Annotated in this window: 21 protein-coding genes; 13 read left to right on the top strand and 8 right to left on the bottom strand. The window is 61.3% G+C overall.

Going from position 1 to position 21677, the window contains the following annotated elements:
* Window positions 1-140 precede the first annotated feature (140 nt).
* Window positions 141-506: a YkgJ family cysteine cluster protein gene (locus tag HKK53_RS13800; RefSeq protein ID WP_169371282.1), complete on the bottom strand. Its 366-nt coding sequence runs from the start codon at window positions 504-506 to the stop codon at window positions 141-143.
* Between the two features lie 361 nt (window positions 507-867).
* Between HKK53_RS13800 and HKK53_RS13795 the strand changes: the two genes are divergently transcribed.
* On the top strand, window positions 868-2214 hold the full coding sequence (locus HKK53_RS13795) for a spinster family MFS transporter (protein WP_169371281.1): 1347 nt from the start codon (window positions 868-870) through the stop codon (window positions 2212-2214).
* A gap of 90 nt (window positions 2215-2304) precedes the next feature.
* On the opposite strand, the gene rapA is transcribed toward HKK53_RS13795, so the two are convergent.
* On the bottom strand, window positions 2305-5151 hold the full coding sequence (gene rapA / locus HKK53_RS13790) for an RNA polymerase-associated protein RapA (RefSeq protein ID WP_169371280.1): 2847 nt from the start codon (window positions 5149-5151) through the stop codon (window positions 2305-2307).
* A 240-nt stretch (window positions 5152-5391) separates the two neighbouring features.
* Here rapA and HKK53_RS13785 point away from each other — a divergent pair, with 240 nt between their 5' ends.
* Window positions 5392-5733 (top strand): aspartate-semialdehyde dehydrogenase, encoded by a 342-nt coding sequence (locus tag HKK53_RS13785; RefSeq protein WP_169371279.1) that lies wholly within the window; start codon window positions 5392-5394, stop codon window positions 5731-5733.
* A gap of 37 nt (window positions 5734-5770) precedes the next feature.
* Here HKK53_RS13785 and HKK53_RS13780 read toward each other — a convergent pair whose 3' ends face one another.
* The 3 genes from HKK53_RS13780 to HKK53_RS13770 form a co-directional block, all read right to left on the bottom strand.
* The gene (locus HKK53_RS13780) at window positions 5771-6961 is read right to left on the bottom strand and encodes an aminotransferase class V-fold PLP-dependent enzyme (protein WP_169371278.1); all 1191 of its coding nucleotides are present in this window, start codon (window positions 6959-6961) and stop codon (window positions 5771-5773) included.
* A complete protein-coding gene (locus HKK53_RS13775; protein WP_169371277.1) occupies window positions 6958-7428 on the bottom strand; it encodes a RidA family protein in 471 nt (156 codons plus the stop codon). Before HKK53_RS13775 ends, HKK53_RS13780 begins: the two co-directional genes overlap by 4 nt.
* 88 nt (window positions 7429-7516) lie before the next feature.
* A complete protein-coding gene (locus HKK53_RS13770; protein ID WP_169371276.1) occupies window positions 7517-8389 on the bottom strand; it encodes a LysR substrate-binding domain-containing protein in 873 nt (290 codons plus the stop codon).
* A gap of 89 nt (window positions 8390-8478) precedes the next feature.
* Here HKK53_RS13770 and HKK53_RS13765 point away from each other — a divergent pair, with 89 nt between their 5' ends.
* Together HKK53_RS13765 and ccoM are read left to right on the top strand one after the other, a co-directional pair.
* Window positions 8479-8721 carry a hypothetical protein gene (locus HKK53_RS13765; protein ID WP_169368744.1) on the top strand — a complete coding sequence of 81 codons (243 nt, stop codon included), beginning with the start codon at window positions 8479-8481 and terminating at the stop codon, window positions 8719-8721.
* Window positions 8722-8865: 144 nt separating this feature from the next.
* On the top strand, window positions 8866-8979 hold the full coding sequence (ccoM, locus tag HKK53_RS32875) for a cytochrome c oxidase subunit CcoM (RefSeq protein WP_054046898.1): 114 nt from the start codon (window positions 8866-8868) through the stop codon (window positions 8977-8979).
* A gap of 270 nt (window positions 8980-9249) precedes the next feature.
* On the opposite strand, the gene HKK53_RS13760 is transcribed toward ccoM, so the two are convergent.
* The 3 genes from HKK53_RS13760 to HKK53_RS13750 form a co-directional block, all read right to left on the bottom strand.
* On the bottom strand, window positions 9250-10725 hold the full coding sequence (locus HKK53_RS13760; RefSeq protein ID WP_169371275.1) for an inorganic phosphate transporter: 1476 nt from the start codon (window positions 10723-10725) through the stop codon (window positions 9250-9252).
* An 88-nt stretch (window positions 10726-10813) separates the two neighbouring features.
* A complete protein-coding gene (locus HKK53_RS13755; protein ID WP_169405736.1) occupies window positions 10814-10972 on the bottom strand; it encodes a hypothetical protein in 159 nt (52 codons plus the stop codon).
* A gap of 129 nt (window positions 10973-11101) precedes the next feature.
* A complete protein-coding gene (locus tag HKK53_RS13750) occupies window positions 11102-11302 on the bottom strand; it encodes a hypothetical protein (protein WP_169371274.1) in 201 nt (66 codons plus the stop codon).
* A gap of 675 nt (window positions 11303-11977) precedes the next feature.
* On the opposite strand from HKK53_RS13750, the gene pcaR reads away from it, so the two are divergent.
* From pcaR to HKK53_RS13705, 9 genes are all read left to right on the top strand, one after another.
* Entirely contained in the window at window positions 11978-12820 is an 843-nt protein-coding gene (pcaR, locus tag HKK53_RS13745) for a pca regulon transcriptional regulator PcaR (RefSeq protein ID WP_169371273.1), read from the top strand.
* A 170-nt stretch (window positions 12821-12990) separates the two neighbouring features.
* On the top strand, window positions 12991-14337 hold the full coding sequence (locus tag HKK53_RS13740) for an MFS transporter (protein WP_169371272.1): 1347 nt from the start codon (window positions 12991-12993) through the stop codon (window positions 14335-14337).
* Between the two features lie 280 nt (window positions 14338-14617).
* A complete protein-coding gene (locus HKK53_RS13735; protein ID WP_054046891.1) occupies window positions 14618-15475 on the top strand; it encodes a CoA transferase subunit A in 858 nt (285 codons plus the stop codon).
* Window positions 15475-16254, top strand: a complete 780-nt coding sequence (locus tag HKK53_RS13730) for a CoA-transferase subunit beta (protein ID WP_169371271.1) — start codon at window positions 15475-15477, stop codon at window positions 16252-16254. The genes HKK53_RS13735 and HKK53_RS13730 overlap by 1 nt, the downstream gene beginning before the upstream one ends.
* Complete coding sequence (pcaF, locus tag HKK53_RS13725; RefSeq protein ID WP_169371270.1) at window positions 16254-17456, top strand: 3-oxoadipyl-CoA thiolase; 1203 nt, start codon at window positions 16254-16256, stop codon at window positions 17454-17456. Before HKK53_RS13730 ends, pcaF begins: the two co-directional genes overlap by 1 nt.
* A gap of 35 nt (window positions 17457-17491) precedes the next feature.
* Complete coding sequence (gene pcaH, locus HKK53_RS13720) at window positions 17492-18196, top strand: protocatechuate 3,4-dioxygenase subunit beta (protein ID WP_169371269.1); 705 nt, start codon at window positions 17492-17494, stop codon at window positions 18194-18196.
* Between the two features lies 1 nt (window position 18197).
* Window positions 18198-18764 (top strand): protocatechuate 3,4-dioxygenase subunit alpha, encoded by a 567-nt coding sequence (pcaG, locus tag HKK53_RS13715; RefSeq protein ID WP_169371268.1) that lies wholly within the window; start codon window positions 18198-18200, stop codon window positions 18762-18764.
* Between the two features lie 190 nt (window positions 18765-18954).
* Window positions 18955-20259 (top strand): MFS family transporter, encoded by a 1305-nt coding sequence (locus HKK53_RS13710; RefSeq protein WP_169371267.1) that lies wholly within the window; start codon window positions 18955-18957, stop codon window positions 20257-20259.
* A 45-nt stretch (window positions 20260-20304) separates the two neighbouring features.
* Complete coding sequence (locus tag HKK53_RS13705) at window positions 20305-21669, top strand: 3-carboxy-cis,cis-muconate cycloisomerase (protein WP_169371266.1); 1365 nt, start codon at window positions 20305-20307, stop codon at window positions 21667-21669.
* The last annotated feature ends 8 nt before the right edge of the window (window positions 21670-21677 follow it).

The raw sequence follows: 21677 nt of genomic DNA, 5'->3' as shown, positions 1-21677 counted from the left end.
CATCTCAGAGTCTTCTTGGCCGGCATCATGAATGCCGGCGAATGCTTTGGAGTATAGAGGTCATGTACAGAGCGCAAGGCGTAGTGGCACGGTGACGCTAATGATTTCGGTATTGGCGTTATAACGATTGGCGCTAAGTTTCAGGCGCTCTGCTCATAAGGCATTTCGAATTCGGGTTGCAAGGCCGGCAACCCGAACGCGGCCCGCGCTGCATCGCAATCCACGTTGGCTTCGCCATTGGCCCAGGAGGCGTCGAACTCCCGGCACGTGCTCGAACGCCGATCGTAAATCGAGCACTGCACAGTGCTGCCCACCTCGCCGACCAATGCGGTGCAGCGGGTCGGTTTGCAGTCTGTCCCGAGCATCGCCACCCGACTGGGGTTGATCGGCGCGACCAGTTCGTCGGGCACCGTGCCACCGGCCGAGGTGCATTCACCCCAGAAAAAAGACACGCGAAAATGAGAACAGCAGGCACCGCAATTCAGACACGGACTGGCTTCGGACATGGGCGATAGTCAAAGAGGGATGGGGGCAACGGTGGGGGCGATCAGGCCGCTATTCTAGGCTTCGGCTTGGACTTGGGAAGGGGGGCGCGCAGGTATATTTTTCAACCGGTTTGTCGGCACCGGGCTTGAAATTTCACCGGGCCTGTAGGCGCGAAGCTTGCTTGCGAAAGCGGTCTGTCTGCCAACGATGATGTCGACTGAACGACCGCTTTCGCGAGCAATCTTTGCTCCTGCGGGGGGGCGTGTGTGGCATTAACTGATATCAGGCTGGCGAATGATGACAGACAGGTCACGCGCGCCTGACTAGATTGCAGATTCCGGGGGCAGCGACGCCTTCATAACAATAAAAGAGACGGACCCCATGCAGAACTCGACCCAAGCGGCGAATGCCTGGCGCATTCTGTTCCTGCTGTTCCTGGCGAACCTGTTCAACTTCTTCGACCGCACCATCCCCGCCATTATCATCGAGCCCATTCGCATGGAATGGCACCTCAGCGACTTTCAACTGGGGATCATCGGCACGGCGTTCACCCTCGTTTATGCCATTGCCGGCCTGCCGTTGGGGCGCATGGCTGATACCGGTTCCCGCGCCAAATTGATGGGCTGGGGCCTGGCGGTGTGGAGCGGGCTCACCGCGGTCAACGGGCTGGTGGGCAGTTTCTGGACGTTCCTGCTGGTGCGCATGGGCATCGGCATCGGCGAGGCCAGTTACGCCCCTGCCGCCAATTCGCTGATCGGCGACCTGTTCCCGGCCCACCGCCGCGCACGGGCGATGGGCATTTTCATGCTCGGGCTGCCGCTGGGCCTGCTGCTGGCGTTCTTCACCATCGGCTGGATGGTCAAAACCTTCGACAGTTGGCGCGCACCGTTCTTTATCGCGGCGGTGCCGGGGCTGGTCCTGGCGATCTTCATGTTCTTTATCAAGGAGCCGAAACGCGGCGCGGCGGAAACCGTGCAAGTCTCGCAAGAGCGCGTGGACCGGCCGATCCGTCGAGTGCTGGCGGTGCCGACTTTCCTGTGGCTGGTGCTGGCGGGGCTGTGCTTCAATTTTGCGACCTATGCCTGCAACTCCTTCCTGGTGCCGATGCTGCAGCGCTATTTCCTCATGCCTTTGCACGAAGCAGCGGTCGCGACCGGCGTCATCGTCGGCGTGACCGGGCTGTTCGGCCTGACATTGGGCGGCTTGATCGCGGACAAGATCCACCAACGCGTGGCCAACGGGCGGCTGCTGTTCGCCGCGTTCAGTTTGATCATCTCGACGGTGTGCACCGCTTGGGCGCTGCACGCCGGGCGGATCGAGATTGGCGTGTTTGTCGCGGTGTTCAGCCTGGGCTGGCTGTTTGCCTATAACTTCTACACCTGCGTGTACACGGCGATCCAGGACGTGGTCGAACCGCGCCTGCGGGCCACGGCGATGGCGCTGTTCTTTGCCGGGTTGTATTTACTGGGGGGTGGCTTGGGGCCGGTGGTGGTCGGGGGCTTGTCCGATCACTTCGCGAACACGGCGATGCTGGCGGCGGGTGCCGAGCAGATGACCGAGGCGTTCAAGGCCGTCGGACTGCACGACGCGATGTACCTGATCCCGGTGGCGCTGTTTTTCACCATGGTGTTTCTATTTATGGCGTCGCGCTGTTTTGTGCGCGATGCGAAGCGGATGAAGGACGGGTTGGTGGCGGTTGATCCGCAGATCGAGGCGGTAACGGCATGATCGTTCCCACGCGGAGCGTGGGAACGATCGGCAGACAAAAAAAGGCCCGCATCACTGCGGGCCTTCTTTTTTAGTGGTGGAGCAGGGGGCTTAACCCGCCACCAACACCCGAATCGCTTCCAGTCGCAACGCAGCCTTGTCGAGCATGGCCAGGCCTTGCTCGCGCTGTTTGCGCAGGGCTACCAGTTCGCTGTCGCGTACGGTCGGGTTGACCGCTTGCAACGCGGTCAGGCGCGCCAATTCTTCGTCGGTGTCGGCAGCCAGGCGACGTTGCGCCTCAGCCACACGCTCGGCGTGACGCGGGAAGATCTTCTCTTCGCCGGCGTTGATCCGTGGCGTCAACTGATCGCGCTGAGCCTGGATGAACTTGTTGGCGCTGGCGCGGGGCACGCTTTCCAGTTGATCGTTCAGGGTTTCGAACGACACCCGGCCCGACAGGTCGTTGCCATTGGCATCGAGCAGGCAGCGCAGGGCGGCTGGCGGCAGGTAACGGCCCAATTGCAACGAGCGCGGGGCTACCACTTCGCTGACGTAGAGCAGTTCCAGCAACACGGTGCCAGGTTTCAGCGCCTTGTTCTTGATCAACGCCACGGCGGTGTTGCCCATCGAGCCGGACAACACCAGGTCCATGCCGCCCTGCACCATCGGGTGCTCCCAGGTGATGAACTGCATGTCTTCGCGAGACAGCGCCTGGTTGCGGTCGTAGGTGATGGTCACGCCTTCGTCGTCGCCCAACGGGAAGCTGGCGTCGAGCATTTTTTCGCTCGGTTTGAGGATCAGCGCGTTTTCCGAATGGTCTTCGCTGTCGATGCCGAACGCGTCGAACAGGGTTTCCATGTAGATCGGCAGGGCGAACTGATCGTCTTGCTCAAGGATGTCCTCGACCAACTGATCGCCTTCGCCCGAACCGCCGGAGTTGAGTTCCAGCAAACGGTCGCGACCGGTGTGCAGCTCGGCTTCCAGACGCTCACGCTCGCCGCGGGCCTCGTCGATCAGCGCTTGCCACTCGCCGTCGTCGGCGTTTTCCAGCAGCGGCAGCAGGCGCGAACCGAACTGATGCTGCAAGGCGTTGCCGGTCGGGCAGGTATTGAGGAAGGCGTTCAGCGCTTCGTGGTACCACTGGAACAGGCGCTCTTGCGGGCTGGTTTCCAGGTACGGCACGTGCAGCTCGATGATGTGCTTCTGGCCGATCCGGTCGAGACGACCGATACGCTGCTCCAGCAGGTCCGGATGCGACGGCAGATCGAACAGCACCAAGTGGTGCGAGAACTGGAAGTTGCGACCTTCACTGCCGATTTCCGAGCAGATCAGCACTTGCGCGCCGAATTCTTCGTCGGCGAAGTAGGCGGCGGCGCGGTCACGTTCGAGGATGTTCATGCCCTCGTGGAACACCGTGGCCGGGATGCCGGAACGCACGCGCAAGGCGTCTTCCAGGTCCATGGCGGTTTCGGCGTGGGCGCAGATCACCAGCACTTTGGTGCGCTTGAGCATCTTCAGGGTGTCGATCAGCCACTCGACGCGTGGGTCGAATTTCCACCAGCGTTCTTCTTCGTTGGCGTCCGGCTGGGCCTGGAAGCTGACTTCCGGGTACAGCTCAGCGTGATCGCCCAGCGGCAGTTCGAGGTATTCGTCCGGGCACGGCAGCGGGTACGGGTGCAGCTTGCGCTCCGGGAACCCTTGCACGGCGGCGCGGGTATTACGGAACAGCACGCGGCCGGTGCCGTGGCGGTCGAGCAGCTCGCGCACCAGACGGGCGCTGGCTTCGACATCGCCATCGTTGACGGCGGTGAGCAGGGCTTCGCCTTCGTTGCCGAGGAAACCGTGGATGGTCTTGTGCGCTTCTGGCGACAGGCGACCTTTATCCAGCAACTCCTGAACGGCTTCGGCCACCGGGCGATAGTTTTCGCTCTCGGCGCGGAAGGCGTGCAGGTCATGGAAGCGGTTCGGGTCGAGCAGGCGCAGACGCGCGAAGTGGCTGTCCTGGCCCAGTTGTTCCGGGGTCGCGGTCAGCAGCAGCACGCCGGGAATGACTTCGGCCAGTTGCTCGACCAGCGAGTATTCCGCGCTGGCCTTTTCTTCGTGCCAGACCAGGTGGTGGGCTTCGTCGACGACCATCAGGTCCCAACCGGCGGCGAACAGCGCGTCCTGGGCCTTCTCGTCGTCCACCAGCCATTCCAGCGCCACGAGGGCGAGCTGGGTGTCTTCGAACGGGTTGGCGGCATCGCTTTCGATGAAGCGTTCTTCGTCGAACAGCGCGACTTGCAGGTTGAAGCGGCGGCGCATCTCGACCAGCCACTGGTGCTGCAGGTTCTCCGGAACCAGGATCAGCACGCGGTTGGCGCGGCCCGACAGCAGTTGGCGATGGATCACCAGACCGGCTTCGATGGTCTTGCCCAGGCCCACTTCGTCCGCCAGCAGCACGCGCGGCGCGATACGGTCGGCGACTTCACGGGCGATGTGCAATTGGTGCGCGATCGGCTGTGCACGCACACCGCCCAGGCCCCAAAGGGACGACTGCAACTGACGACTGGTGTGTTCCAGGGTGTGGTAACGCAGGGAGAACCAGGCCAGCGGGTCGATCTGCCCGGCGAACAGACGGTCGCTGGCCAGACGGAACTGAATGAAGTTCGAGAGCTGGGTTTCCGGCAGGGTCACCACTTCGTTCTGCGCGTTGAGGCCGTGGTAAACCAGCAGGCCATCGACATCGTCGACTTCCTGTACGGTCAGTTTCCAGCCTTCGAAGTGAGTGATCGAGTCACCTGGGGAAAACCGCACACGGGTGAGGGGCGCATTCCGTAGCGCGTACTGACGAGTGTCGCCAGTGGCCGGATAGAGCACGGTCAACAAGCGGCCGTCCTGTGCCAGAACGGTGCCCAAACCCAGCTCGGCTTCGCTGTCACTAATCCAGCGTTGCCCCGGTTGATACTGCTGCGCCATGCTGCCTGACTCCCACCTTGAAAAAGCGGGCTATCTTAACGGAATGAGCCTTCAGGGCCAAAGGATAACTCGCATCGGCGCGGGCGAAGGCTGTGATTTTTCGATCTTCGGGAACGCTTGGGTTCTGTGCTGTCGGATAAAACATCGCCCCTCGCGCGTGCGCTGGTTCACAACTTTGCGACCGATGGCTCAAGTCGCCCCTCGCGCAGCCGACAGCCTGATGACAGGAGACTAATAATTATGCTGCAACCGATGCTGCCCTTGAGTGCCGTGCCGATCACCTCACAGCAGGACCCGATCCGCCAGCGTCCGGACATTCCGCCGGTAGTGCCTGTGCAGGAAAGCTCCAGCGAAAGCACGATCGACCTGCAAAAACGCGACCCGGAAGAGGCCGCCCTGCAACTGCGCGAAGAACAGCGCCGTCGCCAGGAGCAGGATCGGCGCCGTCGTGAGGCCGATGAAGATCCTGACGTGCACCTGGCGATCCCCGGCGACGAACTCAACGCCGACAACACCGTGCCGGTCGCGCCGTTGATCGAAGACGAGCCGCGCCAGGGTCTTTGGGTCGATATCCAGATCTGACTGCCTCCCGCAGGGGCTGCCGAAGGCTGCGATCTATTCAATCGCTGCCACTTTCGGCCAATTCCCGCAAACGCCCCAACAACACGTCGGTTTCCTCCTCAGTGTTGAAATAACTCACGGCAATCCGCGCAATGCTCTCCAGCCCTCTGGCCTGCATATCCAGAGGCGTATAAGCCACGCCATTGGCGCCGATATTGATCCCGCGCTGCGCCAGCCGCAGTTTCAGCTCGACACAGTCCCACCCCTTGAGCGTAAACGCGATCAGGCCGGATTGATGGCCTTGCGGGCCGAGATTGTGCAGCGTCAGGCCGGGGATCTTTAGTAGGCGCTCGCGCAACCCCCGACTCAGTCCGTCGATCCGCTGGCGAATGGCTGTTGTCCCCAGCGCATTGCATTCCTCCAGCGCATTGGCCAAACCGGCCAGCAACGCCACCGACACTTCGCTGGTTTCAAAGCGCCGAGCATCGTTGCGCATCGTAAAACCTGCGCCATCCCAAGGCGCCGAAAGCACATCGAGTTGAGTGGGTTGGAGCCGTTCCATGAATCCCGGCCTTATATACAGCAGCGCCGTTCCTCGCGGCCCGCGCAGGAATTTGCGCCCGGCACCCTTGAGCACATCGCAATTCAACGCCTGAACATCACAGGGCAGTTGCCCCAGCGCCTGGCCGGCGTCGATGAAATACGCGATGCCATGCTGCCGCGCCACGGCGCCAATCGCCTCGGCGGGATTGATCAAGCCACCGTTGGCGGGCAGCCAGGTCAGGGCAATCAGCTTCACCTTAGGATCGATCATTTGCTGCAGAGCGCTCACGGACACCGCGCCCGTCTCATCGCAGGGAATCACCTCCAGTTGCGCCCCGGCGGCGACGGCTCGGGCGATGCACGCCAGATTGCCACCCCATTCGTGGCGGCCGACGAGAATCCGCTCGCCGGATTGCCACGGCCCCAGGGCATTGAACGCCATGCCCCAGGCTGCCGAGCCGCTGCTGGCGAAGGCAATGGCTTCAGGCTCGGTGTTCAGCAGGCTGGCCGCCGCGGATCGGGCGCGAGCCTGCACACTTTGGTCGGCCGTCTCCATCGGCCCGCCGAGGGCTTCCCGTTGCAGTTGCCCGAGGATGGCGTCGAGGGTCGCCTGGCTCGGCAGCGAGGCGCCAGCGTGGTTGAAGTGAATCACGCTGGCGCAACCCGGTGTCGCCGCCCGCAAATGCGCCACTTCGGCGGGTGTCATGGCTTGAGCTCGAAAATCGCGTCGATTTCCACCGCCACGCCGCCGGGCAGGCTGGAAACACCGACGGCCGTACGCACATGTTTGCCTTTCTCGCCGAGGGCGTTGACCAGCAGGTTGGAGGCGCCGTTGGCCACCAGACCTTGGTTTTTGAAATCACCGGCGCTGGCGATGAATACGCCGAGGCGAATGATGCGCACCAGTTTCGACAGGTCATCACCGAGTGCATTGCTCAGTTGCGCAAGCAGACCAAGCGCGGCAAGTTCGGCGGCGTTAGCGCCTTCTTCGTCGCAAATCGCGTCCCCGAGTCGACCGATAAAGGTCGGTTTGCCATCGAGCAACGGAATCTGCCCGGAGATGAACAGCTGGTTCTGGCTGACCACGTGATTGATGTAGTTGGCGATCGGCTGGCTCGGGGTCGGCAACTTCAAGCCAAGTTGCTGGACGCGTTGGGCGAGTGAATCGGTCATGGTGAGTCCTCCTGAATGAAGGGTTCAGCATGTTGGCGTCTCGCGGGCGCGACAAACGGATAGATTTAATCCGACGTATTCAAATAACTCATGCGTCGGCGATTTCACTCAGCCATTGGGCGAAGCATTCGGCGGCCGGGCTTGGCGGACGATCCGGGGTGACCAGCCAATAACCGATCTCGCCGGTGAACGGCGGGGTGTCGAAGGCTTCGACCAACGCGCCTTCCTTGAGTCGACGTTCGATCAAGTGCCGGCGGCCCATGGCGATGCCCTGGCCGGCCACGGCGGCTTCGACGACGATGTTGTAGTCGTGAAGCATCACGCTGGGGTAATGGGCGAGGTCGACGGCGTGGTGCGCGCTCCAGTCGATCCACTCGAATGGCTGGTAGGACTTGGCCATCAGCAGCGGGCCATGATCGACACTTTGAGCCTTGAACGCCGGGCTGCACACCGGGGTGAGGGTTTCCAGCATAAAGCGTCGGGCCTGAACCTTGGGCCAGCCGCCCTTGCCATAACGGATGGCCAGGTCGACTTCGCCGCCATTGACGTCGGCCAGTTGCACCGACGGCATCAGCTCCACATGAATATGCGGGTAACGCGTATTAAAACCGGCCAGGCGCGGCGCCAGCCACAGGGTGGCGAAGGAAGCGAGCAGGCCGATGCGCAGGGTGGTTTCCTGTTGTTCGTGACCGCGCAGGTCGCGGGTGGCCGAGGCGATGGAGGCCAATGCCGGTTGAATCTTGCGGTAGTAGGTTTCGCCGGCTGGCGTCAGATCAATCGCCCGAGTACGTCGGATAAACAGCCGCTGGTTGAGGAACTGCTCGAGTTTCTGCACCTGATGGCTGATCGCACTTTGGGTCACCGACAGCTCATCGGCAGCCTTGATAAAACTCAAATGCCGCGCCACGGCCTCGAAGGCGCGCAGGGCCATCAAGGGCGGCAGATCCTGGTGCAATTCCACGGTTGGGTCCTTTGGGTCCATCGCGACGTGCCGATTGTGCGGTGAAAAATCCCTATGAGCACATATTTTGTTAAGGCCTTGTTCAGCGGGTGACTGGTCAGCGCGGGCGCCAGACCGCATTATTGGCGCAATCCCGACCGAACTTCCTTTCCAGCGATGCACTGAACACCATGAGCCAAGACGACAAACTGATCGACCTTAACGCCGAACGCGCCAAGCGGGTGCATGACCTCAACGACAAGCGCCTGAACGAAGTGCGCCAGGCCTTCGAACAGGCCATGCCGTTGGGTAAAGCGAAGAAAAAGCCGAAAAACAAACCGAAAAAGCGTTGAACCCCCCTGCATCGATTGATGCAGGTCAGTTATTTCCCCTCCTTTACGCCCAGTCTCGGGCGGCATTGATCCCGGTCAATTTTCTCTCCTGCCCGATTGGTTAACTTAGCCCTATCGCAACAGGGCAAGTGCAGGAGGCCAGTCATGTTTTTCGACAACGTGGTGATCGCCGGAGTGCTGACAGTCGGCCTCATGGTTCTGTTTTTTGCAGGGTTTGGATATTTCATCTGGAAGGATTCGCATAAGCGCAAACCGTAGTTCTTTCCAGAGCAATGAGCACGCAAGGCATTTTGGGCAACTTCGGTTGCCCTTTTTTTTGCCCACGAAAATCTATCGGTACATGATCGTTCCCACGCTCTGCGTGGGAATGAATCCCGTGACGCTCCGCGTCACAGGTGGACGCGGAGCGTCCATGGCGGCATTCCCACGCAGAGCGTGGGAACGATCATTGGGGTGTTTGGGAGAAATCAGCAGGCATGAAAAAGGCGCGGCTCTTGCGAGGCGCGCCTTTTTCGTTGCAGCGATGGATCAGCTACCCAGTGCCTTCGACGCCAGCCAGAACAGGCCGGCCGACAGGGCCACGGTGGCTGGCAGGGTCAGGACCCAGGCCAGCAGGATGGTTTTGACGGTGCCGCCCTGCAGGCCGCTTTTGTTCGCGACCATGGTCCCGGCCACGCCCGAGGACAGGACGTGGGTGGTGGACACCGGCAGGCTGAAAATGTTGGCCAAACCAATCATGCACGCAGTGGTGATCTGCGCCGACATGCCCTGTGCGTAGGTCATGCCTTGCTTGCCGATCTTCTCGCCAATGGTCAGCACCACGCGTTTCCAGCCGACCATGGTGCCCAGGCCCAGGGCCAGTGCAACCGCCAGAATTACCCAGAATGGGGCGTATTCGGTGGTGGTGGTCAGGTCTTTGCGCAGTTTGTCCAGGTCAGCCTTTTCACGGGCTTGCAGGCCTGGCAGCTTGGCGACCTTGCGAGCGGTGTCGTCCAGGCACAACAGGTAGCGACGCACTTCGATACGGCTTTCCGACGGCAGCGAGTGGTAGTCGGCTACACCCTTGAGGGTGTCGAGCAGGGCGCTGATGGTCGGTTCGGTCTGTTGCGGGTTGCAACGGAATTTCTCCGGAAGATCGCCTTCCACGCTTTTGCCCAGGGCCAGGAACTCACCCAGGGTGTCGGCATTACGCTTGTAGAACTGGCTCAAGTGCAGGGTCGCATCGCGAGTCCGTTCGATCTGGTAAGTGGTGCTGCTCAGGTCGAGAACGAACTGCGCCGGCACGATACCGATCAACACCAGCATGATCAGGCCGATGCCTTTCTGCCCATCGTTGGAACCGTGCACAAAGCTCACGGCCATCGCCGAAATCACCAGGACCAGGCGGTTCCAGAACGGCGGGTGCTTCTTGTCGTCAAGCTTGCGGCGCTGGTCCGGGGTCTTGTGCATCTTCGACAGCGGACGCCACCATTTAAGGCCGATCAACACCAGCGCGGCGACAATAAAGCCGGCCATTGGCGAGAACACCAGAGAAGCGCCGATATCGATCGCCTTCTGCCAGTTCACGCCATCGGCCAACGGAATGTCGTTGATCAAGGCGTTGGCCAGGCCGACACCGAGGATCGAACCGATCAGGGTGTGGGAGCTGGAGGCCGGGATACCGAAGTACCAGGTGCCCAGGTTCCAGGTGATGGCGGCGGCGAGCAACGAGAACACCATGGCCAGTCCGTGTCCGGTGTTCACATTGATCAGCAGCTCTACCGGCAGCAAATGGACGATGGCATACGCCACGCCAACACCGCCCAGCAAAACGCCGAGAAAGTTGAACACACCGGAAAAGAACACCGCCAGATGAGGCGGCATGGCTTTGGTGTAGATAACAGTGGCCACCGCGTTTGCAGTGTCATGAAAGCCGTTGATGAACTCGAAGGCGAGGACAAAGGCCAGGGCGAGCAAGAGGCTCACAAGCACCCAAGCATCCAGTCCGCTGAATAAATCGATCATGAAGGTTTTCTGACCCGGTCGTAAGGGGGCGCGATTATGCCAGAAAAGACTGGAAATCGATGCACTAGCTGCTCATCGGTAACATTCTTCAACGAATTAGTTTGTCGCAAAGCCCTAAGCCCCAGGTTTTTACTGGGATTTTTAACTCATTGATTTTCTTTGAAAAGCCAGCGCGCGCAGGGTTTTCTCTCGACAGCACGAGAGGCGCAAACGCTTGTGTGAAATATCTGAGAAGAAGGTCGGACATGCGCCATTTGCCTCATCCGATGGGTGAGGTGGCCGCTGCCCGCTGGTAGCGGGCGCGAAAGGCAACGTCGAAACACCGCGCTTTTAGCGGATGCAAACGCAGGCCCTTGAAGGATTCAGGCCGGGGCGGTCAAGGCTCTTCGGCTTTGAGTTCCTTTTCCATCTTCTGCAGTTCCTGACTGAAAGCCTGATCCTGAACGGTGGCGCGTTTACGCCAGGGCTTGCGTTCCGGTTCGGGCTGGGCGGCGTAGGTGGTGACTTCCCCGCCGTAAACATCCTTGTAACGTTGTTCCTGGCGCTCAAGTTCCGCGCGCAGTTCGTCTTTCGTCACAGTGCTACCTGATTGAGTTGAGATAAATTCTGGTGAAACGCACTGCTTCAAGTTTATTGACCACGCTCGTCGAAAGGACAATACCTGAAAAGGCATTGGCTTTTTAACGACTCAATGATCAACACTTCCATGTTGCAGGCGGCCACGGCACCAGAGAAAACAGCTGACGTAGCTTCAGTGTCCTGTTTCAGCGAACGCGTTGGCGGTGCATATGAAATCAGCGTCAGGCGCTTGCTGCGGGCGGCGGCGATGGGACATCGCGCTCCGGGTGGCGTAATCGGCAAGTAAAAAACCGGCGGGCCACTGAGATGCATTATAGCGGTCGATTCGAAGAACACTATCTCTTGAGCATTAAAAGTGGTTCCTGGTGTGTGATGATTTTGTTACTCGTAACTTTTACCGGTAACTAGAGTGTCTGGGTTGCCAGTTTTCAGCGACTTGTTTCTGACGCCAACAAGACGAACAAGTTCGGATCATAACTTTGCCCTTTAAAGTCGGCGACCGCCTAAAAGTGACAATATCTAACAGCACTGCACACGTCTGACGATGAGGGCAGGTCGATTGCGATTATCGGTCGATGGTTCGATAATCGCCCAATCTTGTTGCCTGCGGCTTGTGTACGGGCGTTGAGCCGCTTGTAATAGCCGCTGAGCCGTGTAGGAAAAAGGACCTGATATGAACGATCAAATGCGCAACTCCTTCGCGTCGGTGGCGCCGCCGATCGTCGCCTCCCCGGCCAAGCGAATCCAGGCCCTGACCGGCGATCCGGACTTCATGACGTCCCTGGCCCGTGGCCTGGCGGTGGTGCAGGCATTCCAGGAGCGCAAGCGCCACCTGACCATCGCCCAGATCAGCCACCGCACGGAAATTCCCCGCGCCGCCGTGCGACGTTGCCTGCACACCCTGATCAAACTCGGCTACGCCACCACGGACGGCCGGACTTATTCGCTGCTGCCCAAAGTCCTGACCCTCGGCCATGCCTATTTGTCCTCGACGCCCCTGGCAGTTTCCGCACAGCCGTACCTCGACCGCATGAGCGAGCAACTGCATGAGGCCTGCAACATGGCCACCCTGGAAGGCGATGACATTCTGTACATCGCCCGTTCGGCAACCACCCAGCGCCTGATTTCCGTGGACCTGTCGGTCGGCGGCCGCCTGCCGGCCTACTGCACGTCGATGGGGCGGATCCTGCTCGCCGCCCTGGATGACACGACGCTGGGCGAATACCTCGACCACGCGGAGTTTCAAGCCAAGACCAGCCGTACGCTGCACACCCCCGAGGCCTTGCTCGAATGCCTGCAAGAAGTGCGGCAGCAAGGCTGGTGCATCGTCGATCAGGAACTGGAGCAGGGCCTGCGTTCGATTGCCGTGCCGGTGTATGACGCTTCCGGCCAAGTCGTGGCGGCGCTCAATGTCAGTACCCACGCCGGGCGCGTCAGCCGCAGCGAGCTGGAGCAACGGTTCCTGCCGGGTTTGCTGAGCGCCAGCCGTGACCTCAGCGCGCAGCTGTTTGCCTAAGCTGTTCGATAAACGCACAGAGTCGCGTTTATCGAATTGACGCTCTTTCCCTCGGATCATTAATGTCGCGGCAGCGTCATCCGGCGCTGTTGACCCTCGGTCAGTCGCCGGACGATGACTCCCCATAATAATGAGCAGAGGCCACGCGCTCCTTGCGTGGAATAAAAATAATGAATCAGCCTCAGACTGCTGTAGGAAACTGCCTCGACGTGCAGTCCTTCATCAATGCCCAACCCATTTCGCGCTACCAGTGGCGAGTGGTGATCCTGTGTTTCCTGATTGTCTTCCTCGATGGCCTCGACACCGCGGCCATGGGTTTCATTGCGCCGGCCCTGTCCCAGGACTGGGGTATCGACCGCGCCAGCCTCGGCCCGGTGATGAGTGCCGCGCTGATCGGCATGGTCTTCGGCGCGCTGGGTTCCGGTCCATTGGCTGACCGCTTCGGGCGAAAAATCGTACTGGTCGGCGCGGTATTTCTGTTCGGCATCTTCAGCCTGGCTTCGGCCTACAGCTCCAACGTCGATCAATTGCTGGTGCTGCGCTTCCTCACTGGCCTCGGTCTGGGCGCCGGCATGCCGAACGCCACAACACTGCTGTCGGAATACACCCCGGAGCGCAAGAAATCGCTGCTGGTGACCAGCATGTTCTGCGGCTTCAACCTCGGCATGGCCGGCGGCGGGTTTATCTCGGCCAAGCTGATTCCAGCGTTCGGCTGGCACAGCCTGTTGCTGATCGGTGGGATTTTGCCACTGATCCTTGCAGTGGTTTTACTGTTCTGGCTGCCGGAATCGGCGCGATACCTTGTCGTCCGTAACCGCGGCACCGACAAAGTACGCAAAACCCTGGCGCCGATTGATCCGGTGGTGGTGGCCCTGGCGTCCAGCTTCAGTGTGCCGGAACAGAAAACCGTGAAGGCACGCAATGTGTTCGCAGTGATTTTCTCCGGCACCTACAGCACCGGCACCTTGCTGCTGTGGCTGACCTACTTCATGGGCCTGGTGATCGTGTACCTGCTGACCAGCTGGCTGCCGACGCTGATGCGCGACAGCGGCGCGAGCATGGAGCAGGCGGCGTTTATCGGCGCGCTGTTCCAGTTCGGCGGGGTGTTGAGCGCGGTCGGTGTCGGTTGGGCGATGGACCGGTTCAATCCGCACAAGGTCATCGGCACTTTCTACCTGTTGGCCGGGGTGTTTGCCTACGCGGTCGGGCAAAGCCTGGGGCATATCACGGTGTTGGCAACCTTGGTGCTGGTGGCCGGGATGTGTGTCAACGGCGCGCAATCGGCGATGCCTTCACTCGCGGCGCGGTTCTATCCGACCCAGGGCCGGGCGACCGGGGTGTCGTGGATGCTCGGGATTGGCCGCTTCGGCGCGATCCTCGGCGCGTGGATGGGCGCGACGTTGTTGGGCCTGGGCTGGAATTTCGAGCAGGTGCTGACGGCGTTGGTGATTCCGGCGGCATTGGCGACCACGGCGGTGGTTATCAAGGGCTTGGTCAGTCATGCGGATGCGACCTGAGGGTGGGTGATCGTTCCCACGCTCCGCGTGGGAATGCAGCCCGGGACGCTCCGCGTCCCATTGGAACGCGGAGCGTCCCCTGAGGCATTCCCACGCGGAGCGTGGGAACGATCGGCGGAACGGATCGATAGCCAGACAACAATCTGTTCGATAAACGAACACTCAGTCGATTATCGGATTGTTTGGTGATTTTCCCAGGCTTACTCTTCAGTGACTCCGGCGCTGAACCTCGCGCCTTTTTCTTCCACTGTCGGTTCACAACAAAACGGGAGCCTGCCCCATGGCTGAAATCCTTTCGCTGCATGACGCGGTGAAGCAATTCGTCAACGACGGCGATACCGTCGCGCTCGAAGGCTTCACTCACCTGATTCCGACGGCGGCGGGTCATGAAATCATTCGCCAGGGCAAGAAAGATCTGACCCTGGTGCGGATGACGCCTGACTTGATCTACGACCAGTTGATCGGTGCCGGTTGTGCTCGCAAGCTGATTTTCTCCTGGGGCGGCAACCCCGGCGTGGGTTCGCTGCACCGACTGCGTGACGCCGTCGAGAAGCAGTGGCCGCATCCACTGGAAATCGAAGAGCACAGCCACGCCGATCTGGCGAATGCCTACGTTGCTGGCGCCTCCGGCCTACCTTTCGCAGTGTTGCGGGCCTACGCCGGTTCCGACCTGCCGAAGGTCAATCCGCTGATCAAGACCGTGACCTGCCCATTCACCGGCGAAGTGCTGGCCGCCGTGCCTTCGGTGCGTCCGGACATCACCGTGATTCACGCGCAGAAGGCCGACCGCAAGGGCAACGTGCTGCTGTGGGGCATTCTCGGCGTACAGAAAGAAGCGGCGCTGGCGGCCAAGCGCTGCATCGTCACCGTTGAAGAAATTGTCGACGACCTCAACGCGCCGATGAATTCCTGCGTGCTGCCAACCTGGGCCTTGAGCGCGGTCTGTCATGTGCCTGGCGGCGCGCATCCGTCCTACGCCCACGGTTACAACGAGCGCGATAACCGTTTCTACCAGGCCTGGGACCCGATTGCTCGGGACCGCGACACCTTCACCGCGTGGATCAACGAGTACATCCACGGTTGCGCTGACTTCAGCGAGTTCCAGGCCAAGCTGGCCGCTGCTTCGGAGGCCAAGTAATGACCTACACCACCAATGAAATGATGACCGTCGCCGCCGCCCGCCGCTTGAAGAACGGTTCGGTGTGCTTCGTCGGCATCGGCCTGCCGTCGAAAGCGGCCAACCTGGCGCGGCTGACGTCCTCGCCAGATGTCGTCCTGATCTACGAATCGGGTCCGATTGGTGCCAAGCCGAGCGTACTGCCGCTGTCGATTGGTGACGGCGAACTGGCGGAAACCGCCGACACTGTCGTGCCGACCGGTGAGATTTTTCGCTATTGGTTGCAGGGCGGACGCATCGATGTCGGTTTTCTCGGGGCGGCGCAGGTCGACCGCTTCGGCAACATCAACACCACCGTCGTCGGCGATTATCACCAGCCGAAAGTTCGCCTGCCGGGTGCCGGTGGCGCACCGGAGATTGCCGGCTCCGCGAAGAGCGTGTTGATCATCCTTAAACAGTCGGCGCGTTCCTTTGTCGACAAACTCGACTTCATTACCTCGGTCGGCCATGGCGAGGGCGGTGATTCGCGCAAGCGTCTGGGCCTGCCGGGCGCCGGGCCGGTCGGCATCATTACTGACCTGTGCATCATGGAACCGGAAGCCGACACCCATGAATTCGTGGTCACCGCGCTGCATCCCGGCGTGACCCGCGAGCAAGTGGTCGCCGCCACCGGTTGGGCGATTCGTTTTGCTGAAAATGTAGAAAATACCGCCGAGCCAACCGACGTCGAGCTGACGGCATTAAGGGATCTGGAAGCCCGCACCGCTGCCGCCCACGGCCAAGCCCCCGGAGAAGCCTAATGCGTGACGTTTATATCTGCGACGCGATTCGCACCCCCATTGGCCGTTTCGGCGGTGGTCTGTCGGCGGTGCGTGCCGATGACCTGGCCGCCGTGCCGATCAAGGCGCTGATGGAACGCAACCCCTCGGTGGACTGGAGCGCAGTGGACGAGGTGTTCCTCGGTTGCGCCAACCAGGCCGGCGAAGACAACCGCAACGTCGCGCGCATGGCGCTGTTGCTGGCGGGGCTGCCGGAAAGCATTCCCGGCGTCACCCTCAATCGTCTCTGCGCGTCGGGCATGGACGCCATCGGCACCGCGTTCCGCGCCATTGCCAGCGGCGAGATGGAGCTGGCGATTGCCGGCGGCGTCGAGTCGATGTCCCGCGCGCCGTTCGTGATGGGCAAGGCTGACGCCGCGTTCTCGCGCAACATGAAACTGGAAGACACCACCATTGGCTGGCGCTTTATCAACCCGTTGATGAAAGCCCAGTACGGCGTCGATGCGATGCCGCAGACCGCCGACAACGTGGCTGACGATTACGAAGTGTCCCGCGAGGATCAGGACGCTTTCGCCCTGCGTAGCCAGCAGCGCACGGCCGCCGCGCAAGCCGCAGGATTCTTCGCTGAAGAAATCGTAGAAGTGCGGATTGCCCACAAGAAAGGGGAAACAATCGTCACTCAGGACGAACATCCTCGTGCTGATACCACGCTGGAAACACTGGCCAAACTGAAACCGGTCAATGGCCCGGACAAAACTGTCACTGCCGGTAATGCCTCGGGTGTAAACGATGGCGCGGCTGCACTGATCCTTGCGTCTGCCGAAGCGGTGAAGAAACACGGCCTGACCGCCCGCGCCAAAGTGCTCGGCATGGCGAGTGCCGGTGTTGCCCCTCGGGTGATGGGCATCGGCCCGGTGCCAGCGGTACGCAAACTCACCGAGCGCCTCGGCCTGGCCGTCAGCGATTTCGATGTGATCGAGCTCAACGAAGCCTTCGCCAGCCAAGGCTTGGCGGTGTTGCGTGAACTGGGGTTGGCGGACGACTCGGCCCAGGTCAATCCGAACGGCGGCGCGATTGCCTTGGGCCATCCGTTGGGCATGAGCGGCGCGCGCCTGGTGCTGACCGCGCTGCATCAACTGGAAAAGACCGGTGGCAAGAAAGGTCTGGCGACCATGTGCGTCGGCGTCGGCCAGGGTCTGGCCCTGGCGATCGAACGCGTCTGACAGCCGCCGACTAATAAGAACAGAGGAAAAGCGAAATGACTGACAAGCCTGGTTACCGTCGTCCGAAGGAAGGCACTCAGCCGGAATACCTGCACCCGACCTATCAATCCACCAACCGTCGCGCGCCGTCCAAGCCTTTGGTGTTTTTGCCCCATTCGCTGTCGGAAATCACCGGCCCGACCATCGGCGCCGAGCACATCAACCCGCAGGACAACGACCTGACCGCCCAGCACACCGGCGAGCCACAGGGCGAACGCATCATCATCCATGGCCGCGTGCTCGATGAAGACGGCTTGCCGGTGCCGGGGATTCTGGTGGAAATCTGGCAGGCCAACGCCGCCGGGCGCTACAACCATGCCCGCGATCTGCACGATGCGCCGCTGGACCCGAACTTCACCGGCACCGGCCGCACCGTGACCGACGCCGATGGCTGGTATCAATTCCAGACCATCAAGCCCGGCGCCTACCCGTGGGGCAACCACCACAACGCCTGGCGCCCGGCGCACATCCATTTCTCGTTGTTCGGGCCGAGCATCCTGACGCGGCTGGTGACCCAGATGTATTTCCCGGGCGACCCGTTGCTGGCTTACGACCCGATCTACAACTGCGTGCCCGATACCCGCGCCAAAGAGCGTTTGATCGCTAGTTTCGACCTGGAAAAAACCATCCCTTCCTATGCCCTCGGTTATCGCTGGGACATCGTCTTGCGCGGCCGCGAAGCCACGCCGATGGAGAAATAAGATGACGCTGAATGCGACCACGTCCCACACCGTCGGGCCGTATTACCACATCGGCCTGACCTGGCTGAACCGCGAAGACCTGACCGTCGAGCAAACCCTGGGCCAGCGCGTGGCGATCACCGGGCAAGTGATCGACGGCAATGGCGATGTGGTGAACGACGCCATGCTGGAAGTCTGGCAGGCCAACGCCGCCGGCAAGTATGACCACCCCGAAGACGATCAGGACAAACCCCTGGACCCGAACTTCGAAGGGTTTGGCCGGGTGCCGGTGGATGGGGAAGGACGGTTCCGCTTTACCACGATCAAGCCCGGTACGGTGCAAGGCCTGAACGGCACGACCCAGGCGCCGCATCTGGTGGTGCTGGTGTTTGCGCGCGGGTTGGTGAAGCACTTGCTGACGCGGATTTACTTTGATGGTGAGCCGACGAATGTGGCGGATCCGCTGTTGGAGTGCGTGCCGGCCGAGCGTCGCAGCACGCTGCTGGCCAAGGTGGATGCGTCGGGTGTTTATCAGTGGAATGTGATTTTGCAGGGGACTGATGCGGAGACGGTGTTCTTCGATTACTGACTTCAACCTGATCGTTCCCATGCTCTGCGTGGGAATGCCGCCATGGACGCTCTGCGTCCACTGTGACGCAGAGCGTCAGGGGATGCATTCCCACGGGGACCGAGGGAACGATCCGTGAAGACTGCATCTGTGGAACGGGACTGTTGCAAAGTGTGTCTAGACTCTCACTGTCCCCATTGAGTGAAAAACAATGACAACGACTACCACTGCTACCGAACACTACACCGGGGAAGAGCGCAGCAAGCGCATCTTCGCCATTGTCGGCGCCTCGTCCGGCAACCTGGTCGAGTGGTTCGACTTTTACGTGTATGCCTTCTGCGCCATCTATTTCGCCCCGGCGTTTTTCCCGTCCGACAACCCTACGGTGCAGTTGGTCAACACCGCCGGCGTGTTCGCCGCCGGGTTTCTGATGCGGCCCATTGGTGGCTGGATTTTCGGCCGGGTGGCGGACAAGCACGGGCGCAAGAATTCGATGCTGATTTCGATTCTGATGATGTGCTTCGGCTCGCTGCTCATCGCCTGCCTGCCGACCTACAAGGACATCGGCGTCTGGGCGCCGATCATGCTGCTGTTCGCGCGCCTGCTCCAGGGCCTGTCGGTAGGCGGCGAGTACGGCACCACCGCGACCTACATGAGCGAAGTCGCGCTCAAGGGCCAGCGCGGTTTCTTCGCCTCGTTCCAGTACGTGACGCTGATTGGCGGGCAATTGCTCGCGGTGTCGCTGGTGGTGATCCTGCAACAGTTCCTCACCGAAGATGACTTGCGCGCCTACGGCTGGCGGATCCCCTTTGTGGTCGGTGCAGTGGCGGCGCTGATCTCGCTGTTCCTGCGTCGCTCTCTCAAGGAAACCACCAGCAAGGAAATGCGCGAAAACAAGGACGCCGGGAGCATCATGGCGCTGTTTCGCGACCATAAAGCCGCGTTCATCACCGTGCTCGGCTACACCGCCGGCGGCTCGCTGATTTTCTACACCTTCACCACGTACATGCAGAAATACCTGGTGAACACCGCCGGCATGCACGCCAAGACCGCCAGCTACATCATGACTGGCGCGCTGTTCCTTTATATGTGCATGCAGCCGTTGTTCGGCATGCTCGCGGACAAGATCGGCCGGCGTAACTCGATGCTCTGGTTCGGCGCCCTCGGCACGCTGTTCACCGTGCCGATCCTGCTCAGTCTGAAAAGCGTCAGCAGTCCATTCCTGGCCTTTGTGCTGATTACCGTGGCGCTGGCGATCGTCAGTTTCTACACCTCGATCAGCGGCCTGGTAAAAGCCGAGATGTTCCCGCCGGAAGTGCGCGCATTGGGCGTCGGCCTGGCGTACGCGGTGGCGAATGCGATCTTCGGCGGTTCGGCGGAATACGTGGCCCTGAGCCTGAAAGCCGTGGGCATGGAAAACTCCTTCTACTGGTACGTCACGGTGATGATGGCGGTGGCGTTCCTGTTCAGCCTGCGCCTGCCCAAACAAGCGAAGTATTTGCACCACGACCTTTGATCCATACGCGTGGGCCCGTTCGGCCCACGCTTGCAGGGACTTTTTATGAACCAGCGACCGAACAATCAATTGTTCGATGCCTATTTCACTGCCCGCGATATGCGTGAGGTGTTCTGCGATCAGGGCCGGGTCCAGGCCATGCTCGATTTCGAAGCAGCGCTGGCCCGGGCCGAAGCGCGGGTCGGGTTGATCCCGCAGACTGCTGTCGCGCCTATCGAAGCGGCCTGTCAGGCCGGGCATTACGATTTCGCCGCCCTCGGTGAAGCGATTGCCACGGCGGGGAACTCGGCGATTCCGTTGGTTAAGGCCTTGGGCAAGCAGATCGCTGCGAACGATGCCGAGGCCGAGCGTTACGTACACTTGGGCGCGACCAGTCAGGACGTGATGGATTCAGGACTGGTGCTGCAATTGCGCCAGGCCCTGGCGTTGATCGAAAGCGATCTGGCGCAACTCGGGGAAATCCTCGCGACCCAGGCCCGACGTTACGTCGCCACTCCGCTGGCCGGGCGCACTTGGTTGCAACACGCGACGCCGGTCACCCTCGGCATGAAGATCGCCGGTTGGCTGGGGGCGGTGACCCGCAGTCGTCAGCGGCTGTGCGAATTAAAACCGCGATTGCTGGTGCTGCAATTCGGCGGCGCCTCCGGGACTCTCGCGGCCCTTGGCGAACAGGCGATGCCGATTGCCACAGCCTTGGCCGAAGAGCTGCAATTGAGCTTGCCGGAGCAACCCTGGCACACCCAGCGTGATCGCCTCGTGGAGTTCGGCGCGGTACTCGGACTGATCGCCGGCAGCCTCGGCAAACTCGGCCGCGACATCAGCCTGTTGATGCAGACCGAGGCTGGCGAAGTGTTCGAACCGTCGGCGCCAGGGAAGGGCGGTTCTTCGACCATGCCGCACAAGCGCAACCCCGTCGGCGCGGCAGTATTGATCGGCGCGGCGACGCGGGTGCCGGGTTTGCTCTCGACCCTGTTCAGCGCCATGCCGCAAGAGCACGAACGCAGCCTGGGCCTGTGGCATGCCGAGTGGGAAACCCTGCCGGAGGTTTGCTGCCTGGTGTCCGGCAGCCTGCGGCAAGCACTGTTGGTGGCGGATGGCCTGGAAGTGGACGCCGAGCGCATGGCGCGCAACCTCGACTTGACTCAAGGTCTGGTGCTGGCGGAAGCGGTGAGCATCGTCCTCGCGCAACGGGTCGGTCGCGAGACTGCGCATCATCTGCTGGAACAGTGCTGCAAACGCGCGGTGGCCGAGCAACGGCATCTGCGCGCCGTCCTCGGCGATGAGTCGCAAGTGACGGCGCAGCTGTCGGACGCTGAACTGGATCAACTGCTGGACCCTGCCCACTACCTCGGCCAGGCCCATACCTGGGTCGAGCGCGCGGTGGCTGATCATATTGCGTTGACTGCCTGAAGGAGGCT

This window comes from Pseudomonas sp. ADAK7, from assembly GCF_012935675.1.
Taxonomy (GTDB): domain Bacteria; phylum Pseudomonadota; class Gammaproteobacteria; order Pseudomonadales; family Pseudomonadaceae; genus Aquipseudomonas.
Note: the sequence above shows the minus strand (reverse complement) of the source record. Positions and strands in the feature narration are given on the sequence as shown.

Excerpts from the sequence above, each read along its gene's own strand:
- HKK53_RS13800 (WP_169371282.1), bottom strand. The coding sequence starts at position 506 with ATGTCCGAAGCCAGTCCGTGTCTGAATTGCGGTGCCTGCTGTTCTCAT.
- HKK53_RS13795 (WP_169371281.1), top strand. The coding sequence starts at position 868 with ATGCAGAACTCGACCCAAGCGGCGAATGCCTGGCGCATTCTGTTCCTG.
- rapA (WP_169371280.1), bottom strand. The coding sequence starts at position 5,151 with ATGGCGCAGCAGTATCAACCGGGGCAACGCTGGATTAGTGACAGCGAA.
- HKK53_RS13785 (WP_169371279.1), top strand. The coding sequence starts at position 5,392 with ATGCTGCAACCGATGCTGCCCTTGAGTGCCGTGCCGATCACCTCACAG.
- HKK53_RS13780 (WP_169371278.1), bottom strand. The coding sequence starts at position 6,961 with ATGACACCCGCCGAAGTGGCGCATTTGCGGGCGGCGACACCGGGTTGC.
- HKK53_RS13775 (WP_169371277.1), bottom strand. The coding sequence starts at position 7,428 with ATGACCGATTCACTCGCCCAACGCGTCCAGCAACTTGGCTTGAAGTTG.
- ccoM (WP_054046898.1), top strand. The coding sequence starts at position 8,866 with ATGTTTTTCGACAACGTGGTGATCGCCGGAGTGCTGACAGTCGGCCTC.
- HKK53_RS13760 (WP_169371275.1), bottom strand. The coding sequence starts at position 10,725 with ATGATCGATTTATTCAGCGGACTGGATGCTTGGGTGCTTGTGAGCCTC.
- HKK53_RS13755 (WP_169405736.1), bottom strand. The coding sequence starts at position 10,972 with ATGTCCGACCTTCTTCTCAGATATTTCACACAAGCGTTTGCGCCTCTC.
- pcaR (WP_169371273.1), top strand. The coding sequence starts at position 11,978 with ATGAACGATCAAATGCGCAACTCCTTCGCGTCGGTGGCGCCGCCGATC.
- HKK53_RS13740 (WP_169371272.1), top strand. The coding sequence starts at position 12,991 with ATGAATCAGCCTCAGACTGCTGTAGGAAACTGCCTCGACGTGCAGTCC.
- HKK53_RS13735 (WP_054046891.1), top strand. The coding sequence starts at position 14,618 with ATGGCTGAAATCCTTTCGCTGCATGACGCGGTGAAGCAATTCGTCAAC.
- HKK53_RS13730 (WP_169371271.1), top strand. The coding sequence starts at position 15,475 with ATGACCTACACCACCAATGAAATGATGACCGTCGCCGCCGCCCGCCGC.
- pcaF (WP_169371270.1), top strand. The coding sequence starts at position 16,254 with ATGCGTGACGTTTATATCTGCGACGCGATTCGCACCCCCATTGGCCGT.
- pcaH (WP_169371269.1), top strand. The coding sequence starts at position 17,492 with ATGACTGACAAGCCTGGTTACCGTCGTCCGAAGGAAGGCACTCAGCCG.
- pcaG (WP_169371268.1), top strand. The coding sequence starts at position 18,198 with ATGACGCTGAATGCGACCACGTCCCACACCGTCGGGCCGTATTACCAC.
- HKK53_RS13710 (WP_169371267.1), top strand. The coding sequence starts at position 18,955 with ATGACAACGACTACCACTGCTACCGAACACTACACCGGGGAAGAGCGC.
- HKK53_RS13705 (WP_169371266.1), top strand. The coding sequence starts at position 20,305 with ATGAACCAGCGACCGAACAATCAATTGTTCGATGCCTATTTCACTGCC.